Raw genomic sequence first — 16,451 nt, 5'->3', positions numbered from 1 at the left:
ATGACAGCAGTGACCAATCGATGGGACCCCGGCGTGATACGCGCGCTGGCCGAATCACGCCATGGCGACGCCTTTGCGGTGTTGGGCGCGCATCCGACCGACACCGGGCGCGTGTTGCGCACCTATCTGCCGGGCGCCAACCAGGTGAGCGCCGTGCTCGACGACGGCCAGACGATCGCCCTGGAGCCCGGCCCGGAGCCGGGCCTGTTTGCCGGCGACCTGCCGGCGCAGGGCAGTTACCGGCTGCGTATCGGCTGGCCCGGCGGCGAGCAGGAAACGGCCGATCCTTACGCATTCGGCCCGCAGCTCACCGACTTCGACCTGCACCTGATCAGCGAAGGCCACCATCTGCAGCTGGCCGACGCATTGGGCGCCAACGTGGTCGAGGTGGATGGCGTACGCGGCACGCGCTTTGCGGTGTGGGCGCCCAATGCCTCGCGAGTGGCGGTGGTGGGCGACTTCAATAGCTGGGATGCGCGCCGTCACCCGATGCGGCTGCGGCATCAGTCCGGCGTGTGGGAGCTGTTCGTGCCCGACGTTGGGCCCGGTGCGCACTACAAGTACCAGCTGCGTGGCCCGCACGGGCACGAATTGCCGGCCAAGGCCGACCCGGTGGCGCGGCGTGCGGAACTGGCGCCCGGCACCGCCTCGATCGTGGCCGACCCGGCGCCGTTCCAGTGGAGCGACGACGGCTGGATGGCCACGCGTGCGCGCCGCCAGGCGCACGACGCACCGATGAGCATCTACGAGATCCATGCCGGTTCCTGGCTGCGCGAAGAAGGCGTGGACCTGGACTGGGACGGCCTGGCCGACCGCTTGATTCCGTACGTGGCCGACATGGGCTTCACCCATGTCGAATTGATGCCGGTGACCGAGCATCCGTTCGGCGGCTCGTGGGGCTATCAACCGCTGGGCCTGTTTGCACCGACTGCGCGTTTCGGCTCGCCGGACGGCTTTGCCCGCTTCGTCGACCGTTGCCACCGCGAAGGCATCGGCGTGCTGGTGGACTGGGTGCCGGCGCACTTTCCCACCGACGCGCATGGCCTGGCGCATTTCGACGGCACCGCGCTGTACGAACACGCCGACCCGCGCGAAGGCTTCCACCGCGACTGGAATACGCTGATCTACAACCACGGCCGCCGCGAGGTGTCCGGGTTCCTGATCGCCAGCGCGCTGGAGTTCTTGCAGCGTTACCACGTGGACGGGCTGCGCGTGGATGCGGTGGCCTCGATGCTGTACCGCGATTACAGCCGCAATGCCGGCGAGTGGGTGCCCAACATCCATGGCGGGCGCGAGAACTACGAAACCATCGCCTTCCTGCGCCGGCTCAACGAAGTGGTGCGCGAGCACACCCCGGGCGCGGTGATGATTGCCGAAGAATCCACTGCATTCCCCGGTGTCACCGCCGATGTGGCGCACGGTGGCCTGGGTTTCCACTACAAGTGGAACATGGGCTGGATGCACGACACCTTGCATTACGCCGGCCTGGACCCGATCTATCGCCGCTACCACCATGGCGAGCTGACCTTCAGCATGGTCTATGCATATTCGGAGCGCTTCGTGCTGCCGATCTCGCACGATGAGGTGGTGCACGGCAAGGGCTCGTTGCTGGGCCGCATGCCGGGTGACGAGTGGCAGCGCTTTGCCAACCTGCGTGCGTACCTGGGCTATATGTTCACGCACCCGGGGCGCAAGTTGCTGTTCATGGGCTGCGAGTTCGGCCAACCCACCGAGTGGAACCACGACGCCAGCATTCCGTGGCACCTGCTCGACGACCCGCGCCACCGCGGGGTGCAGACCCTGGTGCGCGATCTCAACCGGTTGTACGCGGAATATCCCGCACTGCATGCGCACGACGACGACCCGGCCGGGTTCGCCTGGGTGGTGGGCGACGATGCTGCCAACAGCGTGCTGGCGTTCCTGCGCAAGGGCAAACGCGGCGATGCGCCGGTCCTGGTGGTCATCAACTTCACCCCGGTGGTGCAGCACGGCTACCGCATCGGCGTGCCACAAGGCGGCCAGTGGCGTGAGGTGTTCAACAGCGACGCCGGCATCTACGGCGGTGCGAACCTGGGCAATGGCGGCATCGTGACGGCAGAGCAGCAGTCCATGCATGGCCATGCGCAGTCACTGCCGTTGCTGTTGCCGCCGCTTGGCGCCATCGTGCTGACGCCGCACGGCTGATGCGCCACGCACACCGCCGGACAGCTGGTCCGGTGGTGTGCCACCTGTTAGATTGCGCGCCATAGAGTGGCTGACACCCTGCCGCGCATGCCCACCGGGCCGCGCTGCAGGATTGCCAGCTTTCTCAGGCAGCCCGGGGAGGGCTGCCGGGCACAGCCGCCGCCATGCCTTCCGTCGATCCTCTTGCGGGAGTGGTGTGCGTGGGCGTTTTGATCGCTGTGATTGTTTTTTCGCTGCTTGCGGCTGTCCGCTGCGTTTTGGGCGTGGATGGCCGTGCGCAAGCAGGTGTGTGGACGCTGGTGTCGCCGCAAGCGAGGACGCAACCTCGCCGCGCGCATCGTGCCCAGCGTGGCGCCCTGCCTTCGTCCACCTCGATGCAGGCTGGCGCATGAGCGCCCTGATGACGGCACTCTATCTGCTTGCCGCTGTCGCCTCGGCGTTGGCGTTTTATCTGGCAACCACGCATCAACGTCTGCTGCTGCACCGACGCCCCTCGGTGCGCGTGTTGCGCGTCGGTGGCTGCGTGTTGCTGGCATTGTCACTGGCCTGCGCCATCCATGCGCTGGGCGTGTGGGCCGGCATCTTCGCTGCCGTAACGGCGCTGATGCTGGCGGCAGTGGCGCTGCCGGTGCTGGATGTCGGGCGGCAAGTGCGCGCACAACGCAGGCAGGCACGCCATGTGGGCTAAATGGCTGAGCGCGGTGGTCTTGGGCTTGCCGCTTGCGGTGGGCGTGGTCGGCCTGTGCGCCTTGCTGCTGCCGGGGCCGCAACAGCGCTACACCCTGGTGTGGCTGCTGCTGATGTTTCCGGTCTGGATCGGCGCGATGGCGTTGCCGTTCGTGTTCCGGCGGGCATTGCATGCCTGGATCGTGCTCGGCGGACTGACGCTGCTGTGCTACCTCGCACTTGCCGCAATCAAGGCACTGGGCTGGACGGAGCTGAGCGCATGAAAGCATCGACCTTGCGCGCATTCCTGTCCGTGCACAGCTGGATGGGGTTGCTGGCCGGCATGGCCTTGTTCATTGCCTTCTATGCCGGTGCCATCACCGTGTTCACGCATCAGCTCAGTGAGTGGCAGAGTGCACCAGCGGTCACCGAAACGGCGCCTGCCGATCCGGTGACTGCGGCGCAGTCCTTGCTGGACACGGTCATCGCCACGCACCCGCAGGTGGCCGATTCGTTCTTGCTGCTGTTGCCGGGCGAACACGGGCCGATTGCGCGGCTGTATTGGTATGGCGCGCAGGCCGATGCCAGCGGCGGTATGCGCCAGTATCAGGCGGGGCCCGATGGCGGCTTGCTGGAGTTGCCGCAGCGCGTGGGCTTTGCGGATTTTCTCTACGACCTGCACTTCACCGCCGGCCTGCCGCGTGTGCTCGGCACCTATCTGTTCGGGGTGGTGAGCGTGATGTACGGGCTGGCGCTGGTCAGCGGCGTGGTGCTGTACGCGCCGGTGTTCTTCAAGGACCTGTTCGCGCTGCGCGTGGGCGCCAACGTCAAGCGGCTGTGGCAGGACGCGCACAATCTGGTGGGCATGCTGTCGTTGCCGTTCCATGTGATCTTTGCCTGGTCCGGCGCGGTGCTGTGCCTGGGCGTGCTGCTGCTGGCGCCATTCCAGTTCCTGGTGTTCGACGGCAAGCTGATGCAGATCCTGGAGCCGGATTTCGAACTGGCACCGCATGTGGCGCCGGCCAAGCGTGCAGCGCCATTGCTGCCGGTGGCGGTGCTGCTGGACAAGGCGGTGACAGCCAGCCCCGGCTTCGTGCCGGAAAGCCTGGCGTACCACGATGCCGGCGATGCCCATGCGCGGGTGGAGGTCTACGGCCATCACGACCAGCGCCGGCTCAACACCTTGGGCGGCGTGGCACTGGATGCCAGCACCGGGCAGGTGTTGCGCGTGCTGGAGCCGGCCACGATGTCGCCCGGCACCGCCGCGTTGCGCGGGTTGCAGGCGCTGCACTTCGCCAACTTCGGGCATGCCGCGGTGCAGTGGCTGTACTTCCTGCTCGGCCTCGGCGGCGCGTTCCTGTTCTACAGCGGCAACCTGTTGTGGATCGAAACACGGCGCAAGCGCCGCGCCATTGCGCAGCCGCGTCGCACACATGCGATGGCACGGCTCACCGTCGGTGTCTGCCTGGGCAGTGTGGCCGGCATCTCGGCGCTGTTTATCGCTGCGCGGTACCTGCCGCAGGGCCAGGAGCGCTATGTCTATTACGCAGTATTCACCGCAACGCTGCTGTGGGCCCTGGTCCGCCCTACCGCACGCGGTGCGTATGAAGTCTTGCTGGCCTGCGCTACGTTGACGGCGCTGATTCCGCTGGCCAGCTGCATTGGCGCACACGGCGCGACCGCGCCGTGGCAGAGCGCGACCGTGCTCGGCGTCGATCTGGTTGCGCTGCTGATGGCCTGGGCCAATTGGCGCATGGCGCTTGCGAGCAAACGCCGTGGCATGCAGGGCGATCCCAATAGCGTATGGGCATGGCCGGCGCGCGGGGTTGCTTAGGAGCGGCGAACAGATGACTGCGCGCATCGCCAGGCGGGCGCGGTCTCTGCCCGATGCGGCATGTACGACGCGTGCGCGGGGGCCCAAGCGTAGTGATCGTACCCATCTGACGACCGCTCGCTACGCTTTTGGCCACGCTACGCCGCGGGTGATTACCGGCGCAGGCGTGCAGCAGTGAACGTGTAGTACCTGCACGGCGTTGAGCTGCGGCGTGCGACCTCTGCACGCGCTGGCCTCACGTCCGGCGCACTTGCAGTGCGTAGCATGTGCCGCTTCTGTCTGCGCAAGAGGACGCCATGCCCGCCCGCATACGCATCGGCCTGATCTCCGACACCCATGGATTGTTGCGACCCGAAGCAGTGGCCGCGCTCGTGGGAAGCGATGCGATCATCCATGCCGGCGATGTCGGCAAGCCGGAGATTGTCGCCGCATTGCAGGCGCTGGCGCCGCTGCATGTCATTGCCGGCAATATCGACAACAAGCCCTGGGCAGTGGGCTTGCCGCAGACGTTGGATGTGCTGATCGCTGGCGTACGCATCCATGTGCTGCACGATCTGAAAACGCTGGCGCCGAGCGTTGCAGCAGACGTCATCATCAGCGGGCATTCGCACAAACCGGCGATCCAGACGCGCGACGGCGTGTTGTACGTCAATCCAGGCAGCGCCGGGCCACGTCGCTTCAGTCTGCCGATCAGCGTGGCCACGTTGTGGCTGGGCGATGGCGCGCCATGCGCACAGGTGCATGAGCTGGCACTGGGCTGAGTTCGCTGACCTGGCATGCACACGCGCGGGGCCATCCTCGTGGGCCACGTTGTGCAAGGAATCCCGATGAATACACGCCGCCAATTTCTTTCCGCTGCCGCTGCGGGCACTGCGGCATTGGCCGCTGCACCGCTGCTGGCACAGGCTTCTGCGCCTGGCAGTGTGATGCCGACGCGTGGCAAAACCGCAGCGAACGCATTGCCGACCAATCCCGTCCTCAAGGGCGCACGCTACCGGCCGCGCAGTCGTCTGGGCTTTGGCGGCGTGGCCATCGGTAATGGCTTTGCGCCCACCAGCGACGCACAAAGCGAGCAGACGCTGGCCGCGGTGTGGGAGTCGGGGGTGCGTTATTTCGATACCTCGCCATGGTACGGGCTGGGCCTGTCGGAGCGGCGCACCGGCCATCATCTGCACAATCACGCGGCCGATGATTATGTGGTGTCGACCAAGGTCGGGCGCCTGCTCACGGCCACCGACAAACCGCCCAAGACGATGTGGGTGCAGCCCTCGCCATTCGACTATCGCTACGATTACAGCGCTGCCGGTGTGCGGCGTTCGATCGAAGACAGCCTGCAGCGTCTGGGCGTGTCGCAGATCGACATCGCGTATATCCACGACCTGTCGCCGGAGAATGAAAAAGACCTGGGCATGCCGTGGGAGCAGCGTTTCGCCGAAGCAGTGAAGGGCGCGATGCCGGAGCTGACTAGGATGCGCAAGGAGGGCCTGATCAAGGCCTGGGGGTTCGGCGTCAATTGCCCGGAGCCTGCGTTGCGCGCAATCGAAGAGGCCGACCCGGATATCTTCCTGCTGGCCTGTCAGTACTCGCTGCTCGATCATGCGCAGGCCTTGCACGACACCTTCCCGAAGATCGCCAAACACGGCGCCTCGGTGGTGGTCGGTGCGCCATTGCTGGCCGGGTATCTGGCCGGCCGCGAGCGTTATCTGTACGACGGCACGGTGCCGGAATGGGCACCGGCCAAGCGGCAGAAAGCGCTGGGCGTTTGCGAGCGGCATGGTGTGGATCTGCGCACCGTGGCGTTGCAATTCGCCGCGGCGCCGCAGGTGGTGTCGTCGGTGATTCCTGGCGCGCGCACGGCCGAGCAGGCAATCGCCAATGCGGCATCGATGCGGGTGGCGATTCCTGCAGCGGTGTGGGAAGAACTCAAGCGCGAAGACGTGATCGAGACGGATGCGCCGGTGCCTGTTGCACGTTGAAGGATGGCGCTTGGAGCGTCTAACCAAACATCAGCGTAGTCGCCGGGCCGGCGCGGTCGGCGCTCGGTGCTCATGCGGCATGTGCCACTCGAGCACTGCAGTTCCCACACGGCGCATGCTCACCTGACGATGCTCGCTATGTTTTGTAGACGTGCTTCCTTGAGGTGGCGGTTGATTGATGGGGCGCGCTTGGTCGTGGTGTAGGGCTTTGGTGCAGGGCGGATGTGATGGCTGCGATGGCATTGCGTAGCAGCCATGACTGCGGTGGCTGCTGTTTTGCGTGCGTGTAGGCTCACAGTGGGGAACACTAGGCTTCGCCCGTACCCTCATCCGCCCCTTCGGGGCACCTTCTCCCCCATAAAGGAGGACAATGTCCCAGTGGGAGAAGGAAACGCCGCGGACTGCGCGCCGTTGGACGCACCGTCGGGTGCGCGGCCAGCGCTGCAGGATGTCGCTTTAAAGCCCCTCCCCCTGCGGGGCGGCAAGGCACGGCTTGCGCGCCAGTGGCGCGCGTGCATTGGAGCGCCCACGCCGCAAGCGCGGGCCGGGCGCGAAGCGGGGGTTGGGGTGAGGGTACGGAACAAGCAACCATGTCCCCGATAAGCAGTTGATTGCACCAACCCCGCGCTGCACGTCTGGGAACGACTTCAGCGCCGTTGCGCGCGGCAAACTCCCGAGCGTGCCAAGCGCAGTTGCCGTCAACGCATCACGGAATCAACAGCGGCCGCAAGGCCGGCACTTGCCTTGCCAATTCGTCGGCGACGATCGCCGCAAAGACATCTGCGCCCTCGGGGCCAAGATGCGTGTAGTCGAACGTAAGTTTTGCCTGGCCCATCGGTTCCGCACTGGCATTGTCCTGCGCAGTGGCAGTCGCGCTGGCCGCAGTCACGCTGGCGCCTTCAAGCACTTTCGACGATGACGATGACGATGACGGCAGCGTCTGTGCCGGTGTCTTGCCGACGGTAGTGCCCGATTGCGCAGCGATCACTTGCTGCGGGTCGGCCGGCCGCTGCGCAAGCCGCATTGCCAGCACCGGACCCATGCCCTGCACCAATGCGCGGCTGCGCGCGTGCAGGTCGACCACCGGCACCTGCAACTCGCGCGCAACCGCACGTGTGGCCTGCGCCCATGGCGCCAGGTCGTCCAGCAGTTGGCCGCGCGCGAACTGCCGCCGCGTCAACGGCGTCACCAGCACCGGAACTGCGCCTGCGCCACGCGCCTCGGCCACATAGTGGCGCAGGTTGGCCGGGAATTCTGTCGCCAGGTCGGTGGAGCGCCCCGGCTTGCCGGGCTGGTCGTTATGACCAAACTGGATCAGCACCACCACCTGCCGGTAGCCACCGCTGCGCAACTCCTTGAGCGCAATGTCCCACGACCCTTCCGCACGATAGTTGGAGGTACTGCGGCCGCCGCGCGCCAGATTGAGGCAGCTCAGAAACGAGGTCACATGCTGCGCGCAGAAACTCGGCCCCCAACCACCCTGCACGGCGGTGGTGGAATCGCCCACCAGCACGATCTTGCCGGCGGCAAACGACGCTGTCGCGGCAGGTGCGTTGTTGTTTGAGGGATCGGTGGTGGATGCCGCAGACGCCAGCGGCGTGTCGACCAACGCCGCAGCGGCGGCATCGGCGAACGGAAGGCAGGCAGCTGCCAGTGCAGCCAGCAGCAGTGATAAAGCAACAGACTCATGACGCATGCATCACCTCAAGATTGAATCAACACTGCTGCAGAATCGAATAAACGCGGCTGCGCAGCGCAGCCAGGGCGCGGCCGGTGCCTGAACTGGCATGTATCAGAGGCTCCTTTTGTTTCCGCGCAGAACACTTTCATGCGAGTGACGACCATCGGGCACGTCCATTGTTGTTCCAAGACAGAAATGGTCAGAACGTACCGCGCTGGATGAAGGGAGCCTGTTGGTACAGCCGTCGTTCGCCGCCGCGCGGGTCGTTGGCCAGCCGGCTCGGCACGTCGAACAGCAGCGTCTCGCGCCGTTGCAGCGAATACGGCTTCCAGTGCGGTGCGCCGCGGTGGTTCGGGTCGCCATGCCGCGCGAATGCGATCAGCGCATCGCTCATCTGATCGGCCATGCGTTGCGCATCAATGCTGTTGCCGGTGCGCGAGCCGGGCTGGCGTATGGTGTCGAACACCAGCGGAATATCCAGCGTGTGGAAGGCGCCGAACTTGCCACCTTCCAGCGGCGAGCCCCAATCCAGTTGATAGACCCAGGTGGGGGCGCCCTGACGCGCACGCGCTTCGGCTTCTTCGACCGCACCGCGCCACGAGCGGCCGGCAGTGGTGGCGGCAAAGAACACCTGCGAAGGCGAGTACTGCGGATACAGCCGCCGGTATTCGGCAATCACCACCTGCGGCAACAGGTCCACGTACTGCTGCGCTTCCAGCTTGGCCGGCAACTCATCCCAGCTCAGCGCAAAGTTTTTTGCGTCGTTGCCGAGAAATGCGCGTGTCTCGTCGCGGGTGTTGCCGATCACCATTGGAATGCCGGCCGATTGCACTGGTGCGGTGGGCCAGAACGGATGCACCGGCATGTTGCGCGCATCCAGGACCGGGCCGAAATACAGCGCGCTGTTTTCCACCCGCGACGGGTCGCGCACCTGTGCGGCGGCCAGCAGGTCCGCCACCGGCACAGTGCGCAGCCGCGCCAGATCGCCTGGCGCAATCTTCAATGCATCCAGCAGCAGCTGCGCGCGCTGGGTGGCCGCGCGCGGGCCGGCCACGGTGACCTGCTGCCCGCTCATGGTCCAGGCACGGTGGAACAGCCCACGTGCGGCGGGCATCGCCATCAGCGTGGCGATCTTGGCGCCGCCACCGGACTGGCCGAACACGGTGACATTGCCGGCATCGCCACCGAATTCCGCCGCATGTTGGCGCACCCAGTGCAGGGCCTGGATCAGGTCCAGCTGCCCGGCATTGCCCGAATCGGCGAAGCTCGCATCGCCCAGCTGCGCCAGCGACAGGTAGCCGAACAGGTTGAGCCGGTGATTGACCGTGACCACCACCACATCGCCGCGCGTGCACAGGCGCACGCCGTCGTACAGCGGGTCGCTGCCGGAGCCGGTGGTGTAGCCGCCGCCGTGGAGATAGACCAGCACCGGCCGCTTGCCGCCATCGCGCAGGCCGGGCGTCCACACGTTGAGGAACAGGCAGTCCTCGCTGGTGGGCTCGCTGGCCTTGGGTTGTGGGGCCGCAGCGCCGAAGCCGGTGGCATCGCGCACGCCTTGCCAGGGCGTTTCCGGCATGGGCGCCTGGAAGCGCCGCGCGCCGGTATCGCTGCCATACGCGATGCCCTTGAACACGCAGATGCCTGCATCGCGCAGGCCGCGGACGGCGCCGCCGCGCAGCCGTGCCACCGGCGCGCTGTCATCGCGAGGCGGCGGCGCTGCCGCAGCTGTCGCAAGTCCAGGCAATGCGGCAGCGGCGCCCGCAAACAGGCCGCTCCGCAGCAGCGTGCGACGGCGCGGGTCGGGCGCGTGCGGGGCGCTCATCGCCCCGCCCCCTGCATTGTTGCTGCCGGTGCCGGTGACACCGATGGCTTGGTGACGAACGCAATCCAGGCCTGCGCCAGTTGCGGCCACGCCGCCAGCGTCAGCCCGCTGGTACGGCCGGTGCCGAAGCCATGGCCGCCCTGCGGGAAGACATGCAGCTCGCTCGGCACGCCGGCGCGCAGCAGTGCGTCGTGCATCAACAGGCTGTTGCGCACCGGCACCACGGTGTCGTCCTGCGCATGCAGCAGAAAGGTCGGTGGCGTGTGGGCATCCACCTGCCACTGCGGCGAGTAGGCGCGCACCTGCGCCTGGCTGGGGGCCTTGCCGAGCAGGCGTTCGCGCGAGCCCATGTGCGCGTTGGCGCTGTCCATGTCGATGACCGGGTAGACCAGCAGCTGGAAATCCGGCCGCGCGCTCAGCGCATCGGCGGCGTCAATCGTTGGATACACCTGCGCGGCGTAGCGCGTGCCAAGACTGGCCGCAACGTGGCCGCCGGCCGAAAAGCCCATCACTCCCACGCGCTGCGCGTCGATGCCGTAGCGCGTTGCATTGGCGCGGATCAGCCGCAGCGCGCGCTGGGCGTCGGCCAGTGGCACATCGGCGCCGTTGGGGTGGCCTTCGCCCGGCAAGCGGTAGCGCAGCACGAACAAGGTGATGCCGGCCTGGTCGACGAAGCTGGGCACCAGCGCGCTGCCTTCGTTGTCCAGCACGATGCGTTGATAGCCGCCGCCGGGGGTGACCAGTAGCGCGGTGCCGTTGGGCCGCTTGGGCCGGTAGACCACCAGGTATGGGTCGCTGATGTTCTGGATGTAGCGGTCGGGCCGGGCGGCATCGCTGCTGCGGTCGACGATGCGCTGCGGCAACGCGGTGTCTCCCGGTGCCAGTGCGCGCGGCCACAGGCCGATGCGGCTGGCCTGTTCGGCCGCGGTGTCGGCGCTGGCCGCCTCCGCCGACCATGCCGGGGTGGCAACCAGGGCGAGCGCGCCCAGGGCCACCGTCACTGTTTGGCGCAACGCGTGCAAAAGCCCGCTGCCCCTACGTTTGCGACGTGTCTGTTGCATCCACCTCTCCCAGGGACGGTTCGTTATCGCGGTCACAATGTCGCACTGCACATTGCCAATGACACCGGTTTACCATATACAGCACACCGTGCCGCTGTCGATTGGCAGTGCAACAAAACACCTATCAGGGAGACACCCTTGAGCAACGACGCCGCCACCCCGCCAACGTCCACATCCGCGTTGTCCGACATCGCCCAACGCTTTGTGGAGGCTCGCCGTGCCGGGGCTTCACTGCCCGACTTTCCTGGGCAAATCCCGGACGATCTGGTCACCGCATACCAGGTGCAGGACATCGCCATCAGCCAGTGGCACGACCAGGTGGTGGGCTGGAAGGTGGGCTACATCGCCGCCGAGCGCCGCGATGCCTCCGGCGACGAACGGCTGCTGGGCCCGATCTTCTCTCAGAAGCTCTGGAATGCTACCGGTGGAACAACCGAGTTCCCGATCTATGTCGGCGGCTTCGGCGCGGTGGAAGCCGAGTACGTGCTGCGGCTGGAGGCCGATGCTCCCAGCGGCAAGACGCATTACACCGCCGACGAGGCCGCCGCCTTGCCGGCGCGGCTGTTCATCGGCGTGGAAATCGCCAGCAGCCCGCTGGCGACCATCAACAAGCTGGGCCCGCGGGTGGTGATCTCCGACTTCGGCAACAACAACGGCCTGATCCTGGGGCCGGAAGTGACCGATTGGCTGGACCGCGAAGAGACTGCGCTGACTGCCGAAACCCTGATCGACGACCAGGTGGTCGGCACCGGCGGCGCCACCACGCTGCCCGGCGGGTTGCGTGCGGCCTACGCATTTGCGCTCAGCCGTTCGGCCCAGCGCGGGCGCCCGCTCAAGCGCGGTGATCTCATTGCCACTGGCAATGCCACCGGTATCCACGACATCGAAGTGGGACAGCATGCCCTGATTCGCTTCGCCGGCATCGGCGACATTTCCTGTACGGCTGTGTCCGCCAACTAGGTGCGGGCCCCCGTGACCAGACGCTTGGGAGGGCGCCAATGATCACACGCAGACATTTCCTCGGTGCCGGGCTCGGCGCCGCCGCCGCTGCCCCGTGGCTGGGCGCCGGCGCCACCACGCCGATTCCTGGCGGGCAGTTGCTCACCGCCACCGATGTACACGTGGGCGACTACCCCACCGTGGAAGCGGTACGCTGGTTCGGCAAGCAGCTCGAGGCACGCACCAATGGCCGGCTCAAGCTGCGCCAGTACCACTCCGGCCAGCTGGGCCGCGAGTCCGAGGCGATCGACATGGCGCGCTTCGGCGCCATCGACATCACCCGGGTGTATTCGGGCGCGTTGAACAACACCTTTCCGCTCACCCAGGCGCTGTGCCTGCCGTACGTATTCGACTCCGTGCCGCATCTGCGCCGCGCCATCGACGGCCATGTGGGCGACAGCGTGTTGCGCAGCTTCGAGCAGCGCGATCTGGTGGGTCTTGCCATCTACGATTCGGGCGCGCGTTGCTTCTACAACACCAAGCACCCGCTGCACCGCCCGGAAGATCTCAAGGGCCTGAAGTTGCGCGTGGCCTCGTCGGACATCTTCCTCAAGCTGATGCGCATGCTGGGCGCCAACCCCACGCCGATGTCGCTGGGCGAGACGTTTTCGGCGATGGAAACGCACATGATCGACGGTGCGGAAAACAACATGCGCAGTTTCCAGTCCAGCCGGCATTTCGAAGCCGCGCATTACTGGTCGCAGAGCGAGCATTCCTACGCGCCGGACATCCTGGTGATGTCGCGCGCCAGCTTCGAATCGCTGAGCCCGGCCGACCGCGGTCTGGTGGTGGAACTGGCGCGCGCCTCGGTGCCGGTGATGCGCAACTTGTGGGATGCGTCGGAAACGGTGGCGCGCAAGCAGGTGATCGATTACGGCGTGAAGCTCAACCAGGTCGACATGCCGGCGTTCCGCGCCGCTGCCGCGCCGCTGCTGGCCGAATATCGCAAGCAGCCGGAGATCGAAGCGCTGTACCGCCGCATTCGCGATTTTGCATAGAGGTGTCCCGATGACCGAACCCGAGACTGTTGCCGTCCCGGTCGCGCCGTTGCAGCGCGCGCTGGACCGCGTTTCCGATATTGCCGTTGGCGTGGCGTCGCTGGCATTGCTGGGCCTAGTGGTCGTGCAGGGCTGGCAGGTATTCACCCGCTACGTGCTCAATGACTCGCCCAGCTGGACCGAACCGGTGACGCTGCTGCTGCTGAGCACCGCACTGAGCCTGGGCGCTGCCGCCGGCGTGCACACCAATCGCCACTTTGGCTTTTATCTGCTGGGCGAACACGTGCCGCCGCTGGTGCGCAGAATCTTCGAAGTGATTCGCCCGCTGATGATTCTCGCCATTGGTGCGGTGCTGGCGTGGTGGAGCGCGGCGCTGCTGGTCGATGGCCTGGACATCAAGATGGCCGGCGCGCAGATGCCGCAGAGCATCAACTACCTGCCGCTGTCGATCGGCGGTGCGCTGATGGTGCTGTTTGCCTTGTACAAGTTGTGGCGTGTGCTGCGCCCGATCCAAGCCGGAGGAGTGCGCTGATGGGCATCGCCATGTTGTTGGGAACCTTTGTGGTGCTGCTGCTGATCGGCGTGCCGGTGGCGTATGCACTGGGTGCGGCCGCATTGGCCACGCTGCTATATCTGGACCTGCCCACGGTGGTGCTGGTGCAGCAGATTTCCGCCGGTAGCGGCTCGGCGTCGTTGATTGCGATTCCGCTGTTTATCTTCGCTGGCGAGTTGATGTTGCGTGGTGGCATTTCCGAACGCTTGATTGCGCTGGCGTCTTCGCTGGTGGGGCGCGTGCGTGGCGGCCTGGGCCAAGTGAGCGTGCTGTCGTCGCTGTTCTTCGGCGGCGTGTCCGGTTCTGCCATCGCCGACGTGTCGGCCGTTGGCGGCACCATGATTCCGCAGATGATCAAGCGCGGTTACGACCGCGATTACGCGGTGAATGTAAGCATGACCGCCGCACTGGTGGCGTTGCTGGTGCCGCCGTCGCATAACCTGATCCTGTTTTCGGCCGCGGCCGGCGGCGGCCTGTCGATTGCCGATCTGTTCGCGGCCGGCATCGTGCCCGCGCTGTTGATGACCGCGGCGATGATGGTCACCGGCTATGCGGTGGCGCGCCATCGCGGCTACGGCACCGAGCCGTTCCCGGGCTGGCGTGCGGTGGCATTGCGCCTGATCGGTGCATTGCCGGGCCTGGGCCTGGTGGCGCTGATCTTCATCGGTATCCGTGCCGGCATCTTTACCGCGGTGGAGAGTGCGGCGATTGCGGTGGTGTACGCGCTGATCGTCACTGCGCTGCTGTATCGCCAGCTACGTTGGGCCGAGTTCTTCGCGGCCGTCACGCATGCCGCGCGCACCACCGGCGTGATCCTGTTCGTGATCGCCACTGCGGCCGTATTCGGTTGGTTGCTGGCCTATCTGCAGGTACCTGCTGCTGCGGTGAAGTTCCTGCAGGCCATCGCCGACAGCAAGAACATGGTGCTGTTGATGATCGTGGTGATGCTGCTGTTGCTGGGCATGTTCATGGACCTGGCACCGAAGATCCTGATCTGCACGCCGATCTTCCTGCCGGTGGTCAAGGCCTATGGCATCGACCCGATCCACTTCGGTCTGGTGATGGTGCTGGCCGGCGGCATCGGCCTGATCACCCCGCCGATCGGCTCGGTGCTGTTCATCGGCACCTCCATCGGCCAGATCACCATCGCCCAAAGCATGCGCACCATCTGGCCGTTCTGGCTGGCAGCGCTGTGCGTGCTGTTGATCGTGGCGTTTTTCCCCGAATTGTCGCTGTGGTTGCCACGCGCCTTGCGCGCATGAGGAGCTGAGCGACGGCGTGCCTGGCAGGCACGGATCGGTACGGCAACAGCGCCGTATCTCCCGTCTGCCAAGCACGCGCGATGCCTTGCGTGGGTTGGGCATCGCTGCTGGCGGGAGGGTTCCCGCCTCATCCGGTTAACCGGTGGCATTGCCTGCCGGCGACCGCATCGCCCCGCACCGCGGGGACCAGGAGAAAGCATGCGTATGCGTATCACCTCACCCCGTCTGCGTTGGCTGCTGGCCGGCGGACTGTTGCTGTGTACCGGGCTAAGCGCCGCGGCCGACTGGAAGCGCGGCATCGAGCATCAGCGCATTGCCGACCAGGGCAACGGCACCTTCCTCAACCCAGTGCTGGCCGGCGACCATCCCGACCCGTCCGTGCTCAAGGATGGCGAGGACTACTACCTCACGCTGTCCTCGTTCGATGCCTACCCGGGCCTGCCGATCTGGCATTCGCGCGATCTGGTCAACTGGCAGCCGCTGGGCCATGCCATCACCCAGAACGTCGGCGCGATCTGGGCACCGGACCTGATCAAGCACGGCAAGCGCTATTACATCTATTTTCCGGCCCGTCGCGGCGACCAGGGCGAGCGCAGCAACTTCGTGGTGTGGGCCGATGACATCAAGGGCCCGTGGAGCGCGCCGATCGATATCGGCCTGGGCAAGTACATCGACCCCGGCCATGCGGTGGGCGAAGACGGCAAGCGTTATCTGTTCCTGAGCGGCGGCGATTACGTGCAACTCTCCGACGACGGCCTGAAAGTGGTCGGCACGCCCAAGCACGTCTACGACGGCTGGAAATACCCGGAAAGCTGGGACGTGGAAGGCTACGCGCAGGAAGGCCCCAAGATCACCCGCCACAACGGCTGGTACTACATGACCACCGCGGTGGGTGGCACCGCCGGCCCGCCGACCGGGCACATGGTGATCACTGCGCGCTCGCGCTCCATCCATGGGCCGTGGCAGAACGCCCCCAACAACCCCATCACCCGCACCAAGAGCGCCGACGAGCCATGGTGGTCGCGCGGCCACGCCACCCTGGTGGAAGGCACCGACAAGCGCTGGTGGATGCTCTACCACGGCTATGAACACGGCTTCTGGACGCTGGGCCGGCAGGCGCTGCTGGACCCGATCGAATGGACTCCGGATGGCTGGTTCGTCGCCAAGGGCGGCGACCTGGGCACGCCGCTGAAAAAACCCAGTGGCCAGGCGCTGCAACACGGGCTGGCATTGTCGGACGACTTCCGTGCCAGCACGCTGGGCCCGCAGTGGGCGTTCTTCAATCCGGCCGCCGACGAGGCCAAGCGCCTGCAGGTGGGTGATGGCGTGTTGCGCCTGCAGGGCAAGGGCACCGCCCCGCGCAATGCCTCGCCGCTGACGGTGATCGCCACCGACCCGGCCTACCAGTTCGAGGT

Annotated in this window: 14 protein-coding genes; 11 read left to right on the top strand and 3 right to left on the bottom strand. The window is 66.3% G+C overall.

Annotated features, from left to right (window positions below; genetic code table 11):
- From glgB to OZ10_RS15360, 6 genes are all read left to right on the top strand, one after another.
- Window positions 1–2,184, top strand: coding sequence for a 1,4-alpha-glucan branching protein GlgB (gene glgB, locus OZ10_RS15385; protein WP_039407012.1), 2,184 nt, complete (start codon window positions 1–3; stop codon window positions 2,182–2,184).
- A gap of 388 nt (window positions 2,185–2,572) precedes the next feature.
- On the top strand, window positions 2,573–2,872 hold the full coding sequence (locus OZ10_RS15380; RefSeq protein WP_039407014.1) for a hypothetical protein: 300 nt from the start codon (window positions 2,573–2,575) through the stop codon (window positions 2,870–2,872).
- Entirely contained in the window at window positions 2,862–3,134 is a 273-nt protein-coding gene (locus OZ10_RS15375) for a hypothetical protein (protein ID WP_039407017.1), read from the top strand. Before OZ10_RS15380 ends, OZ10_RS15375 begins: the two co-directional genes overlap by 11 nt.
- The gene (locus OZ10_RS15370; protein WP_039565749.1) at window positions 3,131–4,684 is read left to right on the top strand and encodes a PepSY-associated TM helix domain-containing protein; all 1,554 of its coding nucleotides are present in this window, start codon (window positions 3,131–3,133) and stop codon (window positions 4,682–4,684) included. Before OZ10_RS15375 ends, OZ10_RS15370 begins: the two co-directional genes overlap by 4 nt.
- A 296-nt stretch (window positions 4,685–4,980) precedes the next feature.
- Window positions 4,981–5,445 carry a metallophosphoesterase family protein gene (locus OZ10_RS15365; RefSeq protein ID WP_039407023.1) on the top strand — a complete coding sequence of 155 codons (465 nt, stop codon included), beginning with the start codon at window positions 4,981–4,983 and terminating at the stop codon, window positions 5,443–5,445.
- Between the two features lie 66 nt (window positions 5,446–5,511).
- A complete protein-coding gene (locus OZ10_RS15360) occupies window positions 5,512–6,660 on the top strand; it encodes an aldo/keto reductase (protein WP_039565748.1) in 1,149 nt (382 codons plus the stop codon).
- A 706-nt stretch (window positions 6,661–7,366) separates the two neighbouring features.
- Here OZ10_RS15360 and OZ10_RS15355 read toward each other — a convergent pair.
- From OZ10_RS15355 to OZ10_RS15345, 3 genes are all read right to left on the bottom strand, one after another.
- On the bottom strand, window positions 7,367–8,356 hold the full coding sequence (locus OZ10_RS15355; RefSeq protein WP_039565746.1) for a rhamnogalacturonan acetylesterase: 990 nt from the start codon (window positions 8,354–8,356) through the stop codon (window positions 7,367–7,369).
- A 184-nt stretch (window positions 8,357–8,540) separates the two neighbouring features.
- The gene (locus OZ10_RS15350) at window positions 8,541–10,163 is read right to left on the bottom strand and encodes a carboxylesterase/lipase family protein (protein ID WP_039407031.1); all 1,623 of its coding nucleotides are present in this window, start codon (window positions 10,161–10,163) and stop codon (window positions 8,541–8,543) included.
- Window positions 10,160–11,224 (bottom strand): alpha/beta hydrolase, encoded by a 1,065-nt coding sequence (locus OZ10_RS15345; RefSeq protein ID WP_039407035.1) that lies wholly within the window; start codon window positions 11,222–11,224, stop codon window positions 10,160–10,162. The genes OZ10_RS15350 and OZ10_RS15345 overlap by 4 nt, the downstream gene beginning before the upstream one ends.
- A 138-nt stretch (window positions 11,225–11,362) precedes the next feature.
- Between OZ10_RS15345 and OZ10_RS15340 the strand changes: the two genes are divergently transcribed.
- From OZ10_RS15340 to OZ10_RS15320, 5 genes are all read left to right on the top strand, one after another.
- Window positions 11,363–12,184 (top strand): 2-keto-4-pentenoate hydratase, encoded by an 822-nt coding sequence (locus tag OZ10_RS15340; protein WP_039407037.1) that lies wholly within the window; start codon window positions 11,363–11,365, stop codon window positions 12,182–12,184.
- A gap of 38 nt (window positions 12,185–12,222) precedes the next feature.
- On the top strand, window positions 12,223–13,221 hold the full coding sequence (locus OZ10_RS15335; RefSeq protein ID WP_039407039.1) for a TRAP transporter substrate-binding protein: 999 nt from the start codon (window positions 12,223–12,225) through the stop codon (window positions 13,219–13,221).
- 10 nt (window positions 13,222–13,231) lie between these two features.
- Window positions 13,232–13,753, top strand: coding sequence for a TRAP transporter small permease (locus tag OZ10_RS15330; RefSeq protein WP_039407042.1), 522 nt, complete (start codon window positions 13,232–13,234; stop codon window positions 13,751–13,753).
- Window positions 13,753–15,036, top strand: coding sequence for a TRAP transporter large permease (locus tag OZ10_RS15325; protein WP_039407044.1), 1,284 nt, complete (start codon window positions 13,753–13,755; stop codon window positions 15,034–15,036). Before OZ10_RS15330 ends, OZ10_RS15325 begins: the two co-directional genes overlap by 1 nt.
- A gap of 198 nt (window positions 15,037–15,234) precedes the next feature.
- Window positions 15,235–16,451, top strand: a 1,217-nt coding sequence (locus OZ10_RS15320) for a family 43 glycosylhydrolase (RefSeq protein WP_039565753.1), incomplete at its 3' end; no start/stop codon positions are given.

Source organism: Xanthomonas cannabis pv. cannabis (assembly GCF_000802365.1).
GTDB lineage: Bacteria > Pseudomonadota > Gammaproteobacteria > Xanthomonadales > Xanthomonadaceae > Xanthomonas > Xanthomonas cannabis.
Note: the sequence above shows the minus strand (reverse complement) of the source record. Positions and strands in the feature narration are given on the sequence as shown.